Here is a 14,590-nt window from a genome sequence, read left to right on the forward strand (position 1 = left end):
CCGCCGAACCGGATGACGCGCACCAGCATCCATCCGGCCCGTGGCCACTCCCTCAGCCATATCCGTCTCACGCTATCCGTCTCACGCTCTGGTTGCCGCGCTATGGTCATCGCACAAGAACACCATCCACCCGCAGCCATCACGATGAGGGAAACAGATCACATGCGTTTCTTCACACGTCGGACGCCAGCCGCGCTGGCCGGTGCACCCTCAGCAACCGCACGCGACTTGCCGTCCGACCCATCCGTGACCTCCCCCTTCAGCCCCGCCGCATGGGCTACCGTGCTATACGGTCCACACGACGATCCCGCCCTCGCGGCAAAAAAACGACGTGCGCGACGCAGCGCCCGGATCTCGGCCATCACCGCGCTCATGTTGGCGCTTCTTGGCTTTACGGCCATCCTTTACCCCCTTGTGCTTCAGGCGTTTTCCGAGAAGCAGCTTGGAGAGACAAGCGACTCCGTGTCCGCAACGGCGAGTGGTTGGCCTCAGAATCAGAGAGACAGCGAGCTGGCGAAAGCGCACGCCTACAATAAAAGACTCGCCGCTAGCGGGCAGCCGGTTCTGGGTGAGGCCGTCGACCCCTTCTCCACGCGATCCGGAGAAAGCGCCGCAAGCGACCAGTCCGACAGCGAGTCGACGAAGGACAAGACGTATCAAAGCCTGCTGAACGTCAGCGGCGACGGTATCATGGGCAGCGTTGTCATCCCGAAGATCTCCGTGAACCTCCCCATCTATCATGGATCAGCGGACTCTGTGCTTGCCCGCGGCGTCGGTCACCTCTACGGGACCTCCCTGCCTGTTGGCGGTACTTCCACCCATCCCGTGCTCACGGGACACCGGGGGCTCGTCAACGCGCTCATGTTCACACGCCTTGACGAGATGAGGGTCGGCGACTACTTCTACATCAAGATCATGGGCAAGACGCTGGGATACAAGATCGACCGGATCAGCGTCATCCTGCCCAACGACACCTCCAAGCTCCGCGTCGTCAAGGGCGAGGACCGCGTCACCCTCATGACCTGCACGCCCTACGGCGTCAACACGCATCGTCTTCTCGTGTCTGCCGTGCGGGCCGCCATACCAGGCACCATCCCCGAGCCGGATGACGCCGCGGTCGATGGCAAGCAGATCCTGCGATACGTCCTTGCCGTCGCCGTGCCCATCATCCTTCTCGGCGTCATCATCGCCGCCGTAAAGGGAAAGACCAGACGGCGACGACACTTCAGTGGTATATGCCACTGAAGTGGGTCAGTATTTCATGCCCATGGCCGCGCGGACCTCGTCAAGGGTCTCCTCGGCGGTGGCGTTCGCACGCCGGTTGCCGTCATGAAGTACGTCTCGGATCGAGTCCATGTCCTTCGCGAGTTCGGCACGACGCTCTCGATGGGGTGCCAGGAACTCGTTCACGTTCTCGATCACGTATTTCTTCAGGGCTCCCGCCCCCGATTCGCCGATCTCCTCGGCGATGTCCTTCGGATCGCGACCTGTCACCAGCCCGGCCGTCGTCAGCAGTGCGGACACCTGAGGCCTGGCCGCCGGATCGAAGGTGATGCGGCGCTCCGAATCCGTCGGGCTTTTCCTGATGAGCTTCGCCGTCTCCTCGGCGGTCGCGCCCAGCATGATCGAATTGCCGTAGGACTTGCTCATCTTCCGGCCATCAAGACCCGGGATCTCGGGCGCATCCGACAGGATGGCCGCAGGCTCGGGGAACACGGGGGTCTTCGCCGAATAACGCTCGTTGAACCGTCTTGCGATGGTACGGGTGATCTCCACATGGGGGAGGTTGTCCTTCCCGATCGGTACCACGTTCGCCTTGCAAAAGAGGATGTCGCACGCCTGATGGACTGGATACGTCAGCAGCAGTCCGGTCAGCGCGTGGCCGGAGGCCTCCATCTCGGATTTGACCGTCGGATTCCGGTGGAGCTCGGCCTCCGTCACCAGCGACAGGAACGGCAGCATGAGCTGATTCTCGGCGGGGACCGCAGAATGGGTGAAGATCATGGTCTTGGCCGGGTCGATTCCGGCGGCCATGTAATCGAGTACCAGGTTGAGGACGTTCTCTCCGATGTGCTCGGTGGTGTCGCGGTCCGTGATGACCTGATAGTCAGCGATGATGATGTTCGTCCGCACGCCACGGTTCTGCATCGCCACGCGCTCGCGGATCGAACCGAAATAGTGTCCCAGATGCAGACGCCCGGTCGGACGGTCGCCGGTGAGCATCGTGAATGACCCCGGATTCGTCTCCAACTTCGCGAGGGTGGCGTCGGACAGTCGTTTCGCCGCCTGGAAACTTGCGCTGATCTCATTGCCCGCTGCGGTCATCTGAAGCTCGTCGCTCATCGTCATGGTCCTTGGATGTCCTTAGATAGAGAAGGGTTCGACACGTGAATATTGCCCTTATCGTAAAAGTTCAAGACGACAACCATGCGGAATCGAACAGGTGGTACGCTCTTATGTGATGAATTGATGGCTTTGGTGAAGGATCAGGGGGTCAGATGGGCCGCGGACGGCAGAAGGCGAAGCAGCAGAAAATAGCCCGTAAGCTGAAGTACCTGACAACCGATACCGACTATGACGAGCTTGCCAAAGAGCTCAAGGGCGAGGATCCGGGGACCGAGTCCGTCGATCCCTTTGCGGACGTCGAAGGTCATGACGAGCACGGAGAGGAACGCACCTCGTCGGATTCGTCCGCGGAGCCGTCCCTTCCATCCGATGATCTGGATGAGTACGCCCGATGGGCGGCGGAGGCCGCTGCGAAGGCCACCAGCGCGGAATTCCCCCAGACGCGTATACGCTCCGACCATCATGCCCACACGATCATGCCGATGCCGCGGCCGCATGTCTCCGGCGATTCCAAGGCCAGAGGGAACGAGGGAAAGAAGTCCTCCGACTGACCTTCCGCCTGACGGGTTCTGTCATATGCCGTATCCGGGATCTCATCGCGTGGATGATCGCCGTGACGGCGTTCCCTCGTCAACTGCGGGATACTGGCGTGCGCACGGGCTGCGTCGCACATGCGCGCCGTGTTCGCACGCGTCATAGGTAATGGCGATATCGCCGAAGGCGTCATAATTTCTTGCGTCGTTCGCTATCTTTTATACTGGGCTGAACCGCGTCACGTACGACCGGAATCCTGCACGGCGACGCAATCCTGCGCAGGTAGTGGTACCGCAGTTAGTGGTAACAAGGGACAACGAAGAGAGAAGAAACATGACAGTTCTGACACGTCGACCAAAGCTTGCCGTATCCGCCATCGCGCTCATCGCCTCGATGGGGCTGCTCCTCTCGGGATGCGGTTCGCAGAGCGGAAACGACACGGGCACCTCCGCCTCGGGCGATTCGACGAGCACCGGCAAGGCGCTTGACACCGCAGCGTATGACAAGCTCATCGCCGCAGGATCGGCGGCCAGCGCTTCCGACGTCTCGGCGAACGCGTGGGCGTCGGCCGTGAAGAAGGCGGGCGTCCTCAAGGTCGGCGGGACCAAGACGTCCACGCTGTTCTCCCTGCAGAGCCCCGACGACAACAAGGTCCGTGGCTTCGACGCGGGCCTTTCCCAGCTCCTCGCGCGCTACATCATCGGAGATGCCAAAACCGAGATCAGCGTCGTCGACTCGTCCACCCGTGAGACGGTCCTACAGAACGGAACCGTCGACTCCGTCTTCGCGACCTACTCGATCACCGACTCCCGCAAGGAGAAGGTCGACTTCGCCGGACCCTACTATGTGTCCCACCAGGGGATTCTGGTGAAGTCCACCACCAACGACATCTCCTCGGTCAAGGATCTGGCGGGCAAGAAGGTCGGTGTTCAGGCTGGATCCACTGGGCGGCAGATCGTGGAGAAGTACGCGCCCAAGGCCACCGTCCAGGAGTTCCAGACGGACGCCGAGATCGTCCAGGCGATCAAGCAGGGCAGACTCGACGCGTACGTCGTCGACCAGTCACTGGTGCTGGGCGATGTGGCCCGGGATCCGAAATCGCTGAAATCCGTCGGTGACGGATTCGGCACGGAGGACCCTTACGGGATCGGGCTTCCCAAGGGTTCGGACGCCGTCGCCTTCGTCAACGCGTGGTTGAAGAAGATCGAGGAGGATGGCACGTGGGCCAAGCTGTGGACGATCACCATCGGCGATCGCACCGGCGTGACCGACGTTCCCACGCCTCCCACCATCGACGAGTGAGCGACTGAATGGGATCCGGACACACGATGTGGGGTCAGCTCGCGCATCTTGTGGGGACATATGGTTCCCAGTATGTGGACGGCTATTGGGTGACGCTGCGCATAGGCGTCATTGCTTTCGCAGGAGGGCTTCTTCTGGGACTTGTCCTCACCGTCCTCCGGATCTCACCGATACCGCCGCTGCGTGCGGCGGTATCCGCCTACGTGGAGCTGTTTCGCAACATACCCGTGCTGTGCCTCCTGATCTTCGTGGTCTTCGCGCTTCCTGAGGTCGGAATCGTCATCGACTATGAGCCCTGCGTCGTCCTCACGCTGGTTCTTGTTTCGTCCTCCTTCGCCTGCGACAATCTGCGCACCGGAATCAACGCCATCGATCCCGGGCAGATCGAGGCCGCACGGTCGTTGGGACTGTCCTTCATGGGGATAGTCACCTCCGTGGTGCTTCCGCAGGCCCTGCGGAACGTCGTCCAACCCATGGTGACGCTGTTCATCTCCGTGATCATCAGCTCGTCCACGGGCGCGCTGGTGCCTCTCGCCCACACCGAGCTCACCGGACTGGTCTCGCGGATCAACACCACCGACGCGATGGGCATACCGACCTTTCTCATCGCGGCTCTGTTCTACGTGGCCACGGGTCTGGTGATAGCGGGCATCGGACGCATCATCGAAAGGCGGGTGGCGATATGGCGTTGAGTCCGACCGAGGCGGCGCTCTTTGAAACAGGCGGACCGAGATCGCGACGGCGGATCATCATCGGCACGATTGCATCCTCCGTGGCGTTGATCGCGCTGGTCGCCTACGTCGTCATGCGGCTGTATGACAACGGACAGTTCGACCCGCAGTATTGGAGCCTTTTCGCCGAAGCGAACGTGTGGGTTTTCCTGGGACAGGGCTTTCTTGGCACGTTGCGTGCGGCGCTGGGGGCGGGGGCCATCGCGCTCGTCGGAGGTCTGGTGCTCATGTTCGGGCGCATATCGGGCGTTGCCCCGGTGAGATGGATTGCCACGGCGATCATCGAATTCGTGCGCGGCACGCCCACATTGTTGTTCATATACTTTTTCTTCCTGGTGCCGTCGCAGTTCGGAATCCACATCAGCACGTACTGGATGGTGGTGATACCGGTGTCGATGTACGCGTCCGCGGTGCTCGCCGAGGTGTACCGCGCCGGCGTGCGCGCCGTTCCCCGCGGTCAGGGAGAGGCAGGTGCGTCGCTGGGATTGAGCCGCAGGCAGATCTACGCGTCCATCATCCTCCCGCAGATGTTTCGCATCGTCGTGCCGACGATGGTGACGCAGCTGGTCGTCGTGGTGAAGGACACCACCTTCGGATACGTGGTGACGTATCCCGAGATGATGCAGAACACGAAGGTCGTCATAGCGAACTACAACAGTCTGCTTCCCGTGTATCTGGTGACGGCGCTGATCTACGTCGCGGTGAACTACGCGATCTCCTGGTCGGCCCGACGGATCGCCTCGGGCATGGGGGAGCCCCTTCTGGCATAGGCGGGCATAGGCGTAGGGCCCGATTCGTAGGGGCCGGGCCGTCGAGGCCGACGTGTCGACTGGTGGGCGTTATCCATCGTGGAGTGTCATACAAGGGGCAGCAGCGCGCTGAGGTCGTCACGCTCGCCTACGGAGCTGATGGTGCCGCGTCGGCGTTCCTCGTCCCAGCTCGTCATCCCGGAGGCAAGCCTCAGCCACGTCGTGGGATCAAGTTCGACGACGTCGGGTGGCGTGAGGTTGTGGGGGTCGGACCGTGGGCCGTCGAGGATCTTGACGGCCCCCCAGGGCGCGACCCTGATCTCCACGGCGCCCCCGGGCGCTTTCGTCTCCAGCAGGTGCAGCGAATAGCGCACGGCCATGGCGAGGGTCGAGCGGCCGAGCGACGTGGAGGCCTTCTCATCGGTTTCGGCCAGCGTCCTCCACCGATTGAACGATTCGCGGCCACGCTCCAGATCGCGCTCATGTATGACAGCCATATCTCCGATATTGTGCATGGTGCGCAGGACTCCGGATCGGACACGCGCGCGAACGATGTCATCGTGAGTTCGCCTCCGATCCGCAAATGTTGTAGTCTCTCTATGAGAACGTATGCACAAGGCCCCACCGTGCCCGTAGCTGTGATGCGGCGTCGAGTCGTGCCAAGATGCGCGTTCCGGCAGCAATATTTGTCAAAGGGAGTCAGATAATGACCGAAATCACCGCACCGAAGGCGCCCGTCACCTCCGACGAGTTCACCGGCGAGATTCGTGAGCAGTTGAAGTACACACAGGGCGTGACGCCGGAGCAGGCGACCGCAGCTGATGTGTATGTGGCTGCCGCGGCGGCCGTCCGTCGCCATCTCGTCGACGCCTGGATGAAGACCCAGAAGGATATGGTCTCAGGCGATACGAAGGCCGTCGGGTACCTCAGCGCAGAGTTCCTCATGGGCAAGCAGCTCTCCAACGCGCTGCTCAACGCGGGACTGACCGAGCAGTTCGACGAGGCCGTCAAGACTTTGGGCTTCGAGCCGCAGCAGATCGTCGACGCCGAATACGAGCCGGGTCTAGGTAATGGCGGTCTGGGGCGTCTCGCGGCCTGCTACATCGATTCCCTGGCGTCGATCGGCGTTCCCGCTTTTGGATATGGAATCCAGTACCGCTACGGCATCTTCAAACAGAAGTTCGACGACAAGGGCCGTCAGGTCGAGACGCCCGATTACTGGCTCGCCAACGAGGAGTCGTGGGGCCACATCGACTACAACCGTGACCAGCGCGTCAGCTTCGGCGGCGAAGTCGTCGAGGAGGATGGCAAGCGCGTGTGGAAGCCCGCGTGGTCCGTCCGTGCGGTTCCGGTCGACTATATGGTTCCCGGATACACCTCGCAGCGTGTGAACACCCTGCGACTGTGGACCGCGAAGAGCTACGACGAGTTCGATCTCCTGGCCTTCAACAAGTCCGAGTATCTGGACGCCGTCAAGCCGCAGGTGGCTGCCGAGAACATCACGAAGATCCTCTACCCGGAGGACTCAACTCCCCAGGGCAAGGCTCTGCGTCTCGAGCAGCAGTACTTCTTCGTCGCCGCGTCCATCCATGACGCGATCCGCGTCTTCTACCCCGGAGAGACGAACCCCGATCTGACGAACTTCGCCGACAAGATCGTCTTCCAGCTCAACGACACCCATCCCGTGATCGGCATTCCCGAGCTCATGCGCGTCCTCATGGACGAGCACGGGTACGATTGGGGCACCGCGTGGGGAATCACGCAGAAGACCTTCAACTACACCTGCCACACGCTTCTTCCCGAGGCGCTTGAGGTGTGGCCAGCCAACCTCATCGGTGAGCTTCTTCCCCGTCATCTGGAGATCATCAAGAAGATCAACGACCAGTTCGTGGCCGAGCTCAAGGGTAAGAACGTCGCCGCCGACCAGATCGAGCGAATGCGCATCTACACGGATGGCAAGCAGCCCTCCGTGCGCATGGCCTTCCTCGCGTCGTATGCCGGCTCCTACGTCAACGGCGTCGCCGAGCTGCACTCCGAGCTGCTCAAGGACGTCACGCTCAAGGACTTCTCCGACGTGTATCCGCAGAAGTTCGCCAACGTGACCAACGGCGTCACGCCTCGCCGCTTCGTGCGGCTGGCCAACCCGCGCATGTCCGCTCTCATCACCGAGGGACTGGGCACGGACCGTTGGATCTCCGACCTCAGCCTGCTCAAGGGACTCGTCCCGCTGGCCGACGATGCCGAGTTCGTCCGCAAGTTCGCCGATGTCAAGCAGGCGAACAAGGATGCGTTCGCGGTGTTCGCGAAGAGCCATTACGGAATCGATCTTGATCCCAGCACCATGTTCAACACGATGGTCAAGCGTCTGCACGAGTACAAGCGCCAGAGCCTCAAGATTCTCGCGCTTATCTCCACTTACGCCGACATCAAGAGCGGCAAGGTGAACGTGGACGACGTCCTTCCACGCACGGTTATGTTCGGCGCGAAGTCGGCCCCAGGCTATGCGATGGCGAAGCTCACGATCCGCCTGATCAACAACGTGTCGCGTGTCGTGAACAATGACCCGGACGTTAAGGGCAAGCTTGCGGTCCACATGCTTCCCAACTACAACATCGAGATGGCCGAGAACCTGATTCCCGCCACCGACCTCGACGAGCAGATCTCACAGGCCGGCAAGGAGGCCTCCGGAACCGGCAACATGAAGTTCGCCCTCAACGGCGCGCTCACCGTGGGAACGCTTGATGGCGCGAACGTGGAGATCCGCCAGCTTGTTGGCGCGGAGAACTTCTTCCTCTTCGGCATGACGGTCGACGAGGTGGACAAGCTCTACGCCGAGGGCTACGACCACGGCGGCTCCCGCAAGTACTACGAGGCCGACCCCCGCCTGAAGCAGGCCGTGGACATGGTCGCGGATGGCACCTTCTCGGACGGCGACAAGGATGTCTACAAGGATCTGGTCAACGACTGGCTGACGCATGACTACTTCATGACGATGGCTGATTTCGGAGCCTACATGGACATCCAGTCCGAGATCGAGAACACCTATCGCGAGCCTGCCAAGTGGGCCCGGATGGCCGTGCTCAACGTTGCGAACTCGGGATACTTCAGCTCCGACCGGTCGATTGAGGACTACCTTGAGCGCATCTGGCACACCAGCGCGCTCGCCTGATTGAGACCCCACGGAGAAGGACCCCGCACCGATTGAGGTGCGGGGTCCTTCTCCACTCGGAGCGCTGCAGGAGCATAGCCTAAACACGTAGTCTCAGGCACACCGGCTCCACAGTGCGTGCGGTCCGATGCATCATAAGACGGCCATACGCAAACGCGCCGTCATGGCATCGGACATTCGGGACGCGCCGCGGACGGGGCGCGATTCCCGTTGCCGTGAATCAGTCCTTGTCGGCAGCGGGCGCGGCAGTCTGCGGATCAAGCGCCGGGGCGTCCTCGTCCTCTGCGTCCTCGTCGTCCGCGTCATCATCTTCATCCTTTGACAGACCGAGGTCGACGGGCGATGAGCTGTTCTCCCACGGCTCCTCCCAGGGGTCATACTCGGGGTTCCGCTGTTTGTACACGTAGAGTCCCACGAGACCTGCGAGCAGAGCGCCGAAGAGCAGCGCGAAGAACTTCCAACCGTTAGAAGACTTATTCTCCATGACGGCTCCTTTCATCATGAGCTTCGCTGGCCTGCCCATCCAAGCCAACTCCTCCCATCCTAATTGGGGGAATGTGATGATTGGGTGCATGTGTGGCAAACGACCACACTTTGCCCATGGCCACGCGGCTGTCCCCGTCTGACGAACCCCGGATGGGCGGATACAGTGGTCATCATGCATATTCCCTCAGGACGTGATGTCGTCGGATCGTGGCGGTCGGGAGGTCCCGTCGTCGTATGGGCCATCATCACCATCTGTTCCGTCGTGTGGCTGCTGGAGACGGCGCTGCGCCTGTTCTCCCACGATGTATATTCCGCGCTGATGGTGCGTGGGATGTTCATCCCCGCCGTGATCAGATCATGCCCCTGGTCGTGGTTCACATCGATGTTCCTCCATGCGCCGACGATTCTCCATGTGCTTTTCAACATGCTGACGTTGTGGGTGGTGGGCCCGTATCTGGAGAGGATGCTGGGACATCTGTCCTTTGCCGTCATGTATGTGGTGTCCGGGCTGGGCGGGGCGGTGGGCATATTTGTGTGGTCCAGAGTCACCGGGGAGTGGGCAACGGCCAGCTATGGGGCGTCGGGCGCCATTTTCGGTCTTTTCGGAGCGGTTTTGATCGCGCATCGGGCGATGGGCGAGGATGTGCGATCGATCGTCATATGGATCGCCATCAATCTCGCCGTTCCGTTGGTGGTGTCGGGTGTTGCCTGGCAGGCCCACGTGGGTGGTCTGGTGGCCGGAGGTGTTCTCACCTGGTTGATGATCGCAGGACCCTCGTCTCTTCGTTCCAAGACGATCAACGTCAGAATGGCGGTGTACGGAACGATTGTCATCCTTGCGCTGGTCGGAATCGGCGTGCTGTGTTTGATGTAAATGTCACGCGTGTAGTTTTCCACATCTGTGGATAGATCGGTGGATAACTTGTGCGAGAAGTGCGCATAAGTTGCGTGGATGGTATCTGCATGGAACCTTGAACAGTTATTTTTGGCGGAATGTCAGGGAATTCGGGACCTTGCAGCCATGTGGACAATGTGCGTGAAAGTTATCCACACATGTTGACAATCTAAAATAGCCGAGCGCAAATCGAAAGCATGAGGGGCCAGCCATATTTCTATGGCTGGCCCCTCATGGGAAGCGGCTCGTGGCGCGGAATGGCGATCAGTGCCACCACATGGTCATCAGGAATCCGACCATGATGATCGCGAACGCGATGGCAAGATTCCCTGCGCCAATCGTGGGGATCGGATAGGCCGAGGTCAGGTAGTACACGACCGCCCATACCAAACCGATGACCATCAGTGTGCAGAAAAGCGGAACGAACCACCCGGGGTTGGCGCGGGTCCCCTTGATTGACTCCTCCGCGCGCTTCGTGTTCTCGGACTGCCGCTGGACAACACGTCTCATCTGTGGCGTAAGAGCGTCTTTGTCGCTCACTTCGGCGTTGAGCAGGGCGTTGATCTTATCCATCGGGAGGTTAAGGTCGTCGTCTTCGTCCTGTCCCTCCCCATCCGTTCCCTCCGACTCCGAGGAAGCCGTCGAATCGTCGTCAAAGGAACCGGCAGTGGACTTCTCCGACGAATCCACGGATGATTCTATGTCGCGGGCATCATCGTTATCGGCGGTTTGCTTGGCGGGAGTGGGGACAACACGGTCCTCCCCGTCATTCGTCCCGGCGGGTTCGGTTCCGGGAAGCTCTTCGTCAGCCATGAGCTTTATCTCCATTCGATAGGCTAACAAGCCATAATAGTGGGTAGAGTTGGACGAGGCGAATGTGACGAGGGGGTGTCTCGATGGGCACGAGTACAAAGGGCAGGCACGGGTCCCGTCGATCGTTGCCCGGGGCCATCGCCGTTTTCATCGTCCTCGCGTTGACTGGATACCTCTTGGTCACCAATTTCCGTGTTAATCGTACCGCTACCGTGACATCGGACACGGGCGAGATGATTGCTCAAAGAGTGCAGAAGGTAAGTGCCCTGCGCAAGGAGGTCGATGCGCTGAGCGTCGAGATCAACACGCTCAACACCTATACCTCAAGCGGGTCGTCGTCGTCCACATCCGAGGATGCCGGATCGGGAACGATGCTTCCCGCGGTCAAGGGACCGGGAATCACCGTCACACTCGACGACTCTCCATTATGGGAGACGATGGTTGGGGATTCGGGATCGAGCGCCACAATCAATGACTATGTCGTCCATCAGCAGGACGTCGAGGCCGTCGTCAACGCGTTGTGGAAGGGTGGGGCTGAGGCCATGATGATCCAGGACCAGCGGGTCCTCTTCAATTCGGCGGTCATCTGCAAGGGGAACGTCCTGATGCTCCAAGGAAAGCAGTATTCACCGCCATACACCATTTCGGCCATTGGCCCCGCCGACGACATGGTCAAGGCCCTCAACGCGTCCGAATCGGTGCAGATATACAAGCAGTATGTCGCGGCCTTTGGCCTGGGATGGAAGGTGACGAACTCGGATCAGCTGAAGTTCCCACAGTCCTCGGTGCTTCTGCAGGCTCTCCAATACGCATCCGTTGAGACGTCGGACACATCGGGCACAACCGCCAAGAGCTCCAAGGAGGATTCGGGAGAATGACGCGCTACTCAGGCGATGTTGAAAGCAAGCCATCGTCACGACGACGTTCCTCCGCTGGTCCGGTATACACGATTCTGGGCGTGGTGGGCGAGGTCCTTATCACCTTGGCGGCGATATGCGCTTTGTATGTCGTTTGGCAGCTCTGGTGGACCGGAGTGGAATCCGACAGCGCTCAGGAGCAGGCTCGCCAGTCCGTTTCCTGGGAGCGGCCGGGATCATCGGGAGCGACGACCATCGCGAAGGCGCAGAAGGGCGACCCGCCGGAGCAGCCGACAAGCGCGTCGACAAACGAGTTGATTGCGGAGGTCTACATTCCGCGGTTTGGTGATTCCTGGGTGAGGAACCTTGTGCAGGGCACTGATATGGCGCAGCTCAACCTTCACGGCTTCGGACATTATGAGAGCAGCCAGATGCCTGGACAGATAGGCAATTTCGCAGTGGCCGCGCACCGCACGGGATACGGGCAATCCCTCGGTGAGATCGCCAAACTGCGCAAAGGCGATGCGATAATCATCCGGACCAAGGACTATTGGTACGTCTATCGGTACACATCACACGAGATAGTGCTTCCCACGGAGGTGCGCGTGGTCTCGTCAAACCCGCAGAATCCGGGCCAGAAGGCGACAAAACGCATGATCACCATGACGACGTGCGAGCCCCGCTACACTTACGCCACGCATCGATGGATCGCATATGGAGAACTGTCGTACTGGGCGAAGGTGTCGGACGGTGTTCCCAAAGAGCTGGCCACCACGGATAGCTCGGGCAAGGTGAGTTTCGCCGCATCCGTGGATGATGCATCCGATTCAGCAGCCTCGGTGGACCTGACCAGCATCATGGTCGTCCTGTTTGCCGTGTACCTCGTCCTCTCTGTGGCAGCTATCGCGGTCTGGCGGTGGCCGGCCATCAGCGTGTGGAAAAAGGCGCGGACAAAGACGTCCACGGGAATCTACGGCTGGCTGCTTCGGATCCAGCCGGGAGCGTTTCCAGTGCGGCTGATCCTGTTGCTTCTTCTGATCCTCATCGCCGTCGGCGGGATGTTCCAGTGGGCTTTTCCGTGGGCTGCGGCCAATATTCCTTACCTGCAACGAATGTCCAACTATGTGACGGTGTAGATTCGGATGGTGGACGTGTGACGCCGAGAGGAGCGACCGTGGCTGACTGTGCAAGAATCCTTGTCGTTGATAATTATGATTCATTCGTGTACACCATTGTGGGCTATCTGCGCACGCTGGGTGCCCATGTGGACGTGGTTCGCAACGATGCCATGAATCCATCCGACCCCGGCGTCCTGGACCAATACGACGGTGTTTTGATATCGCCGGGACCGGGGACGCCTGGCGAGGCTGGAGTCAGCGAGGACGTTATTCGTGTGTGTGCGGCCACGAGAACGCCGATGTTCGGTGTGTGCTTGGGGATGCAGGCGCTCGCCGAGGTGTATGGAGCCACCGTGAGCCATGCGCCGACGATCATGCATGGGAAGACCAGTTTGATAGACCATGATGATGACCAGATCTTCGAGGGGGTTCCCAACCCCATGACCGCGACGAGGTACCATTCGCTTGCCGTGGAGGAGAACTCGGTCCCCTCTGACCTGCGCGTGACCGCCAGGTCTCATGACGACCACACCGTTCAGGCGATCCGGCATGCGACGCTGCCCCTGTACGCCGTGCAGTTCCATCCCGAATCCGTGATGACCGAGGGCGGGTACCGACTATTGGCCAACTGGCTGAGTCTGTGCGGGCAGTCTGATGCGGTCGATAAATCCGCTGGGCTGCATCCGAAAGTCGCTGCGTAACCCGCGGTCACACGGCGACTGCCGGGGTCTTCCGGGGTGCCGGCCCGGTTTCCGGTCCTAGCCTTTCGAGCCTGAGGTGTCGGAACTGCTCGTGGTGTCGGTTGTGGTTGGTGACGTCGGGGCTACCTGGGTCCCCAAGGTGACCGTCGATCCCTTGTCGACCGAGTCGCCTGAGCTGACGGATTTCCCGTTCACCGTCATGCTTGTGACGAGGTCGGCGTCGGCTGGTGTTCCCGATGCAGCCGCGACGGTCAGGCCCTGGGCCTCAAGAAGGGTTTTGGCCGTGGCGTAGGTTGTGGTGCCCAGAGTGATGCCGGAGGGGATGGTGATCTGCTCCTTGCCCTTCGACACGTACACGGTGATCGTCGTTCCCTGTGCCACCGTTCCGGATGAGGGGCTGGTGCGCGTGACCTTGCCGGACGCGACGGTGTCCGAGTACTCCTCCTCCACATTGGTGTTGAATCCGGCGTTGTGCAGGGTGGACAACACGGATGCCTTGGACTGCCCGGACAGCCCGTCGGGAACCGTGGTCATTCCCGAGGAGATGTACAGCAGAATCGTTGAACCCTTCTCGGCATATGAGCCCGCAGCGGGTTCCGTGCGCGTCACATCGTCCTTGGAGATGCTGCTGCTGCCCTCCGTCTGGGTGCTGGAGCCGACTTTGAACCCTGAATCCTCCAATGTCTGTCTGGCCTCGTCCTGGGACAGACCTGCCACCGAGGGGACCTTCACGGATTTCGGGCCGCTGGAGAACCATACGGTGACGGTGGAGCCCTTCTTGACGGTGGTGCCGCCTGTCGGACGCTGTTTCGTGATGCTTCCCGCCGAAAGAGTCGAGTCGGAGTCCGTTTTCGACACCAGCACGAGTCCGAGTGCGTTGAGCTTCTTC

General features: G+C 60.8%; 15 protein-coding genes. 10 read left to right on the plus strand and 5 right to left on the minus strand.

Features of this window, described 5'->3' with window-relative positions; translation table 11 throughout:
- Positions 1-372: 372 nt before the first annotated feature.
- Positions 373-1,245, plus strand: coding sequence for a class C sortase (locus tag Q1X90_RS06165; RefSeq protein ID WP_300768145.1), 873 nt, complete (start codon positions 373-375; stop codon positions 1,243-1,245).
- A gap of 6 nt (positions 1,246-1,251) precedes the next feature.
- Here the strand turns inward: Q1X90_RS06165 and trpS are convergent, their stop codons facing one another.
- Positions 1,252-2,343, minus strand: coding sequence for a tryptophan--tRNA ligase (trpS, locus tag Q1X90_RS06170; RefSeq protein WP_300768115.1), 1,092 nt, complete (start codon positions 2,341-2,343; stop codon positions 1,252-1,254).
- A gap of 155 nt (positions 2,344-2,498) precedes the next feature.
- Here trpS and Q1X90_RS06175 point away from each other — a divergent pair, with 155 nt between their 5' ends.
- From Q1X90_RS06175 to Q1X90_RS06190, 4 genes are all read left to right on the plus strand, one after another.
- Positions 2,499-2,897 carry a DUF3073 domain-containing protein gene (locus Q1X90_RS06175; protein WP_300768117.1) on the plus strand — a complete coding sequence of 133 codons (399 nt, stop codon included), beginning with the start codon at positions 2,499-2,501 and terminating at the stop codon, positions 2,895-2,897.
- Between the two features lie 316 nt (positions 2,898-3,213).
- Positions 3,214-4,182, plus strand: a complete 969-nt coding sequence (locus tag Q1X90_RS06180) for a glutamate ABC transporter substrate-binding protein (RefSeq protein WP_300768119.1) — start codon at positions 3,214-3,216, stop codon at positions 4,180-4,182.
- 8 nt (positions 4,183-4,190) lie between these two features.
- The gene (locus Q1X90_RS06185; RefSeq protein WP_300768121.1) at positions 4,191-4,874 is read left to right on the plus strand and encodes an amino acid ABC transporter permease; all 684 of its coding nucleotides are present in this window, start codon (positions 4,191-4,193) and stop codon (positions 4,872-4,874) included.
- The gene (locus Q1X90_RS06190) at positions 4,865-5,683 is read left to right on the plus strand and encodes an amino acid ABC transporter permease (protein WP_300768123.1); all 819 of its coding nucleotides are present in this window, start codon (positions 4,865-4,867) and stop codon (positions 5,681-5,683) included. The genes Q1X90_RS06185 and Q1X90_RS06190 overlap by 10 nt, the downstream gene beginning before the upstream one ends.
- Before the next feature lie 86 nt (positions 5,684-5,769).
- Here the strand turns inward: Q1X90_RS06190 and Q1X90_RS06195 are convergent, their stop codons facing one another.
- Positions 5,770-6,159, minus strand: a complete 390-nt coding sequence (locus Q1X90_RS06195; RefSeq protein WP_300768124.1) for a sterol carrier family protein — start codon at positions 6,157-6,159, stop codon at positions 5,770-5,772.
- Positions 6,160-6,368: 209 nt separating this feature from the next.
- On the opposite strand from Q1X90_RS06195, the gene Q1X90_RS06200 reads away from it, so the two are divergent.
- Positions 6,369-8,831: a glycogen/starch/alpha-glucan phosphorylase gene (locus Q1X90_RS06200; RefSeq protein WP_300768126.1), complete on the plus strand. Its 2,463-nt coding sequence runs from the start codon at positions 6,369-6,371 to the stop codon at positions 8,829-8,831.
- A 220-nt stretch (positions 8,832-9,051) separates the two neighbouring features.
- Here the strand turns inward: Q1X90_RS06200 and Q1X90_RS06205 are convergent, their stop codons facing one another.
- Positions 9,052-9,315 (minus strand): hypothetical protein, encoded by a 264-nt coding sequence (locus Q1X90_RS06205; protein WP_300768129.1) that lies wholly within the window; start codon positions 9,313-9,315, stop codon positions 9,052-9,054.
- 174 nt (positions 9,316-9,489) lie between these two features.
- Here Q1X90_RS06205 and Q1X90_RS06210 point away from each other — a divergent pair, with 174 nt between their 5' ends.
- Entirely contained in the window at positions 9,490-10,191 is a 702-nt protein-coding gene (locus tag Q1X90_RS06210) for a rhomboid family intramembrane serine protease (RefSeq protein ID WP_300768132.1), read from the plus strand.
- 285 nt (positions 10,192-10,476) lie between these two features.
- Here the strand turns inward: Q1X90_RS06210 and crgA are convergent, their stop codons facing one another.
- Positions 10,477-11,025 carry a cell division protein CrgA gene (gene crgA / locus Q1X90_RS06215; protein WP_300768135.1) on the minus strand — a complete coding sequence of 183 codons (549 nt, stop codon included), beginning with the start codon at positions 11,023-11,025 and terminating at the stop codon, positions 10,477-10,479.
- An 83-nt stretch (positions 11,026-11,108) separates the two neighbouring features.
- Between crgA and Q1X90_RS06220 the strand changes: the two genes are divergently transcribed.
- From Q1X90_RS06220 to Q1X90_RS06230, 3 genes are read left to right on the plus strand one after another with little or no spacing between them, the layout of a single operon-like run.
- A complete protein-coding gene (locus tag Q1X90_RS06220; protein WP_300768137.1) occupies positions 11,109-11,903 on the plus strand; it encodes a DUF881 domain-containing protein in 795 nt (264 codons plus the stop codon).
- The gene (locus Q1X90_RS06225) at positions 11,900-13,018 is read left to right on the plus strand and encodes a class E sortase (RefSeq protein WP_300768139.1); all 1,119 of its coding nucleotides are present in this window, start codon (positions 11,900-11,902) and stop codon (positions 13,016-13,018) included. The genes Q1X90_RS06220 and Q1X90_RS06225 overlap by 4 nt, the downstream gene beginning before the upstream one ends.
- Positions 13,019-13,056: 38 nt before the next feature.
- Positions 13,057-13,701, plus strand: a complete 645-nt coding sequence (locus tag Q1X90_RS06230; RefSeq protein ID WP_300768141.1) for an aminodeoxychorismate/anthranilate synthase component II — start codon at positions 13,057-13,059, stop codon at positions 13,699-13,701.
- A 57-nt stretch (positions 13,702-13,758) separates the two neighbouring features.
- On the opposite strand, the gene Q1X90_RS06235 is transcribed toward Q1X90_RS06230, so the two are convergent.
- Positions 13,759-14,590 (minus strand): PASTA domain-containing protein (locus Q1X90_RS06235; protein WP_300768143.1); only part of this gene is annotated, 832 nt, incomplete at its 5' end.

It is taken from the genome of uncultured Bifidobacterium sp. (genome assembly GCF_949292005.1).
Classification (GTDB): Bacteria; Actinomycetota; Actinomycetes; order Actinomycetales; family Bifidobacteriaceae; genus Bifidobacterium.

Excerpts from the sequence above, each read along its gene's own strand:
- Q1X90_RS06165 (WP_300768145.1), top strand. The coding sequence starts at position 373 with ATGTTGGCGCTTCTTGGCTTTACGGCCATCCTTTACCCCCTTGTGCTT.
- trpS (WP_300768115.1), bottom strand. The coding sequence starts at position 2,343 with ATGAGCGACGAGCTTCAGATGACCGCAGCGGGCAATGAGATCAGCGCA.
- Q1X90_RS06175 (WP_300768117.1), top strand. The coding sequence starts at position 2,499 with ATGGGCCGCGGACGGCAGAAGGCGAAGCAGCAGAAAATAGCCCGTAAG.
- Q1X90_RS06180 (WP_300768119.1), top strand. The coding sequence starts at position 3,214 with ATGACAGTTCTGACACGTCGACCAAAGCTTGCCGTATCCGCCATCGCG.
- Q1X90_RS06185 (WP_300768121.1), top strand. The coding sequence starts at position 4,191 with ATGGGATCCGGACACACGATGTGGGGTCAGCTCGCGCATCTTGTGGGG.
- Q1X90_RS06190 (WP_300768123.1), top strand. The coding sequence starts at position 4,865 with ATGGCGTTGAGTCCGACCGAGGCGGCGCTCTTTGAAACAGGCGGACCG.
- Q1X90_RS06195 (WP_300768124.1), bottom strand. The coding sequence starts at position 6,159 with ATGGCTGTCATACATGAGCGCGATCTGGAGCGTGGCCGCGAATCGTTC.
- Q1X90_RS06200 (WP_300768126.1), top strand. The coding sequence starts at position 6,369 with ATGACCGAAATCACCGCACCGAAGGCGCCCGTCACCTCCGACGAGTTC.
- Q1X90_RS06205 (WP_300768129.1), bottom strand. The coding sequence starts at position 9,315 with ATGGAGAATAAGTCTTCTAACGGTTGGAAGTTCTTCGCGCTGCTCTTC.
- Q1X90_RS06210 (WP_300768132.1), top strand. The coding sequence starts at position 9,490 with ATGCATATTCCCTCAGGACGTGATGTCGTCGGATCGTGGCGGTCGGGA.
- crgA (WP_300768135.1), bottom strand. The coding sequence starts at position 11,025 with ATGGCTGACGAAGAGCTTCCCGGAACCGAACCCGCCGGGACGAATGAC.
- Q1X90_RS06220 (WP_300768137.1), top strand. The coding sequence starts at position 11,109 with ATGGGCACGAGTACAAAGGGCAGGCACGGGTCCCGTCGATCGTTGCCC.
- Q1X90_RS06225 (WP_300768139.1), top strand. The coding sequence starts at position 11,900 with ATGACGCGCTACTCAGGCGATGTTGAAAGCAAGCCATCGTCACGACGA.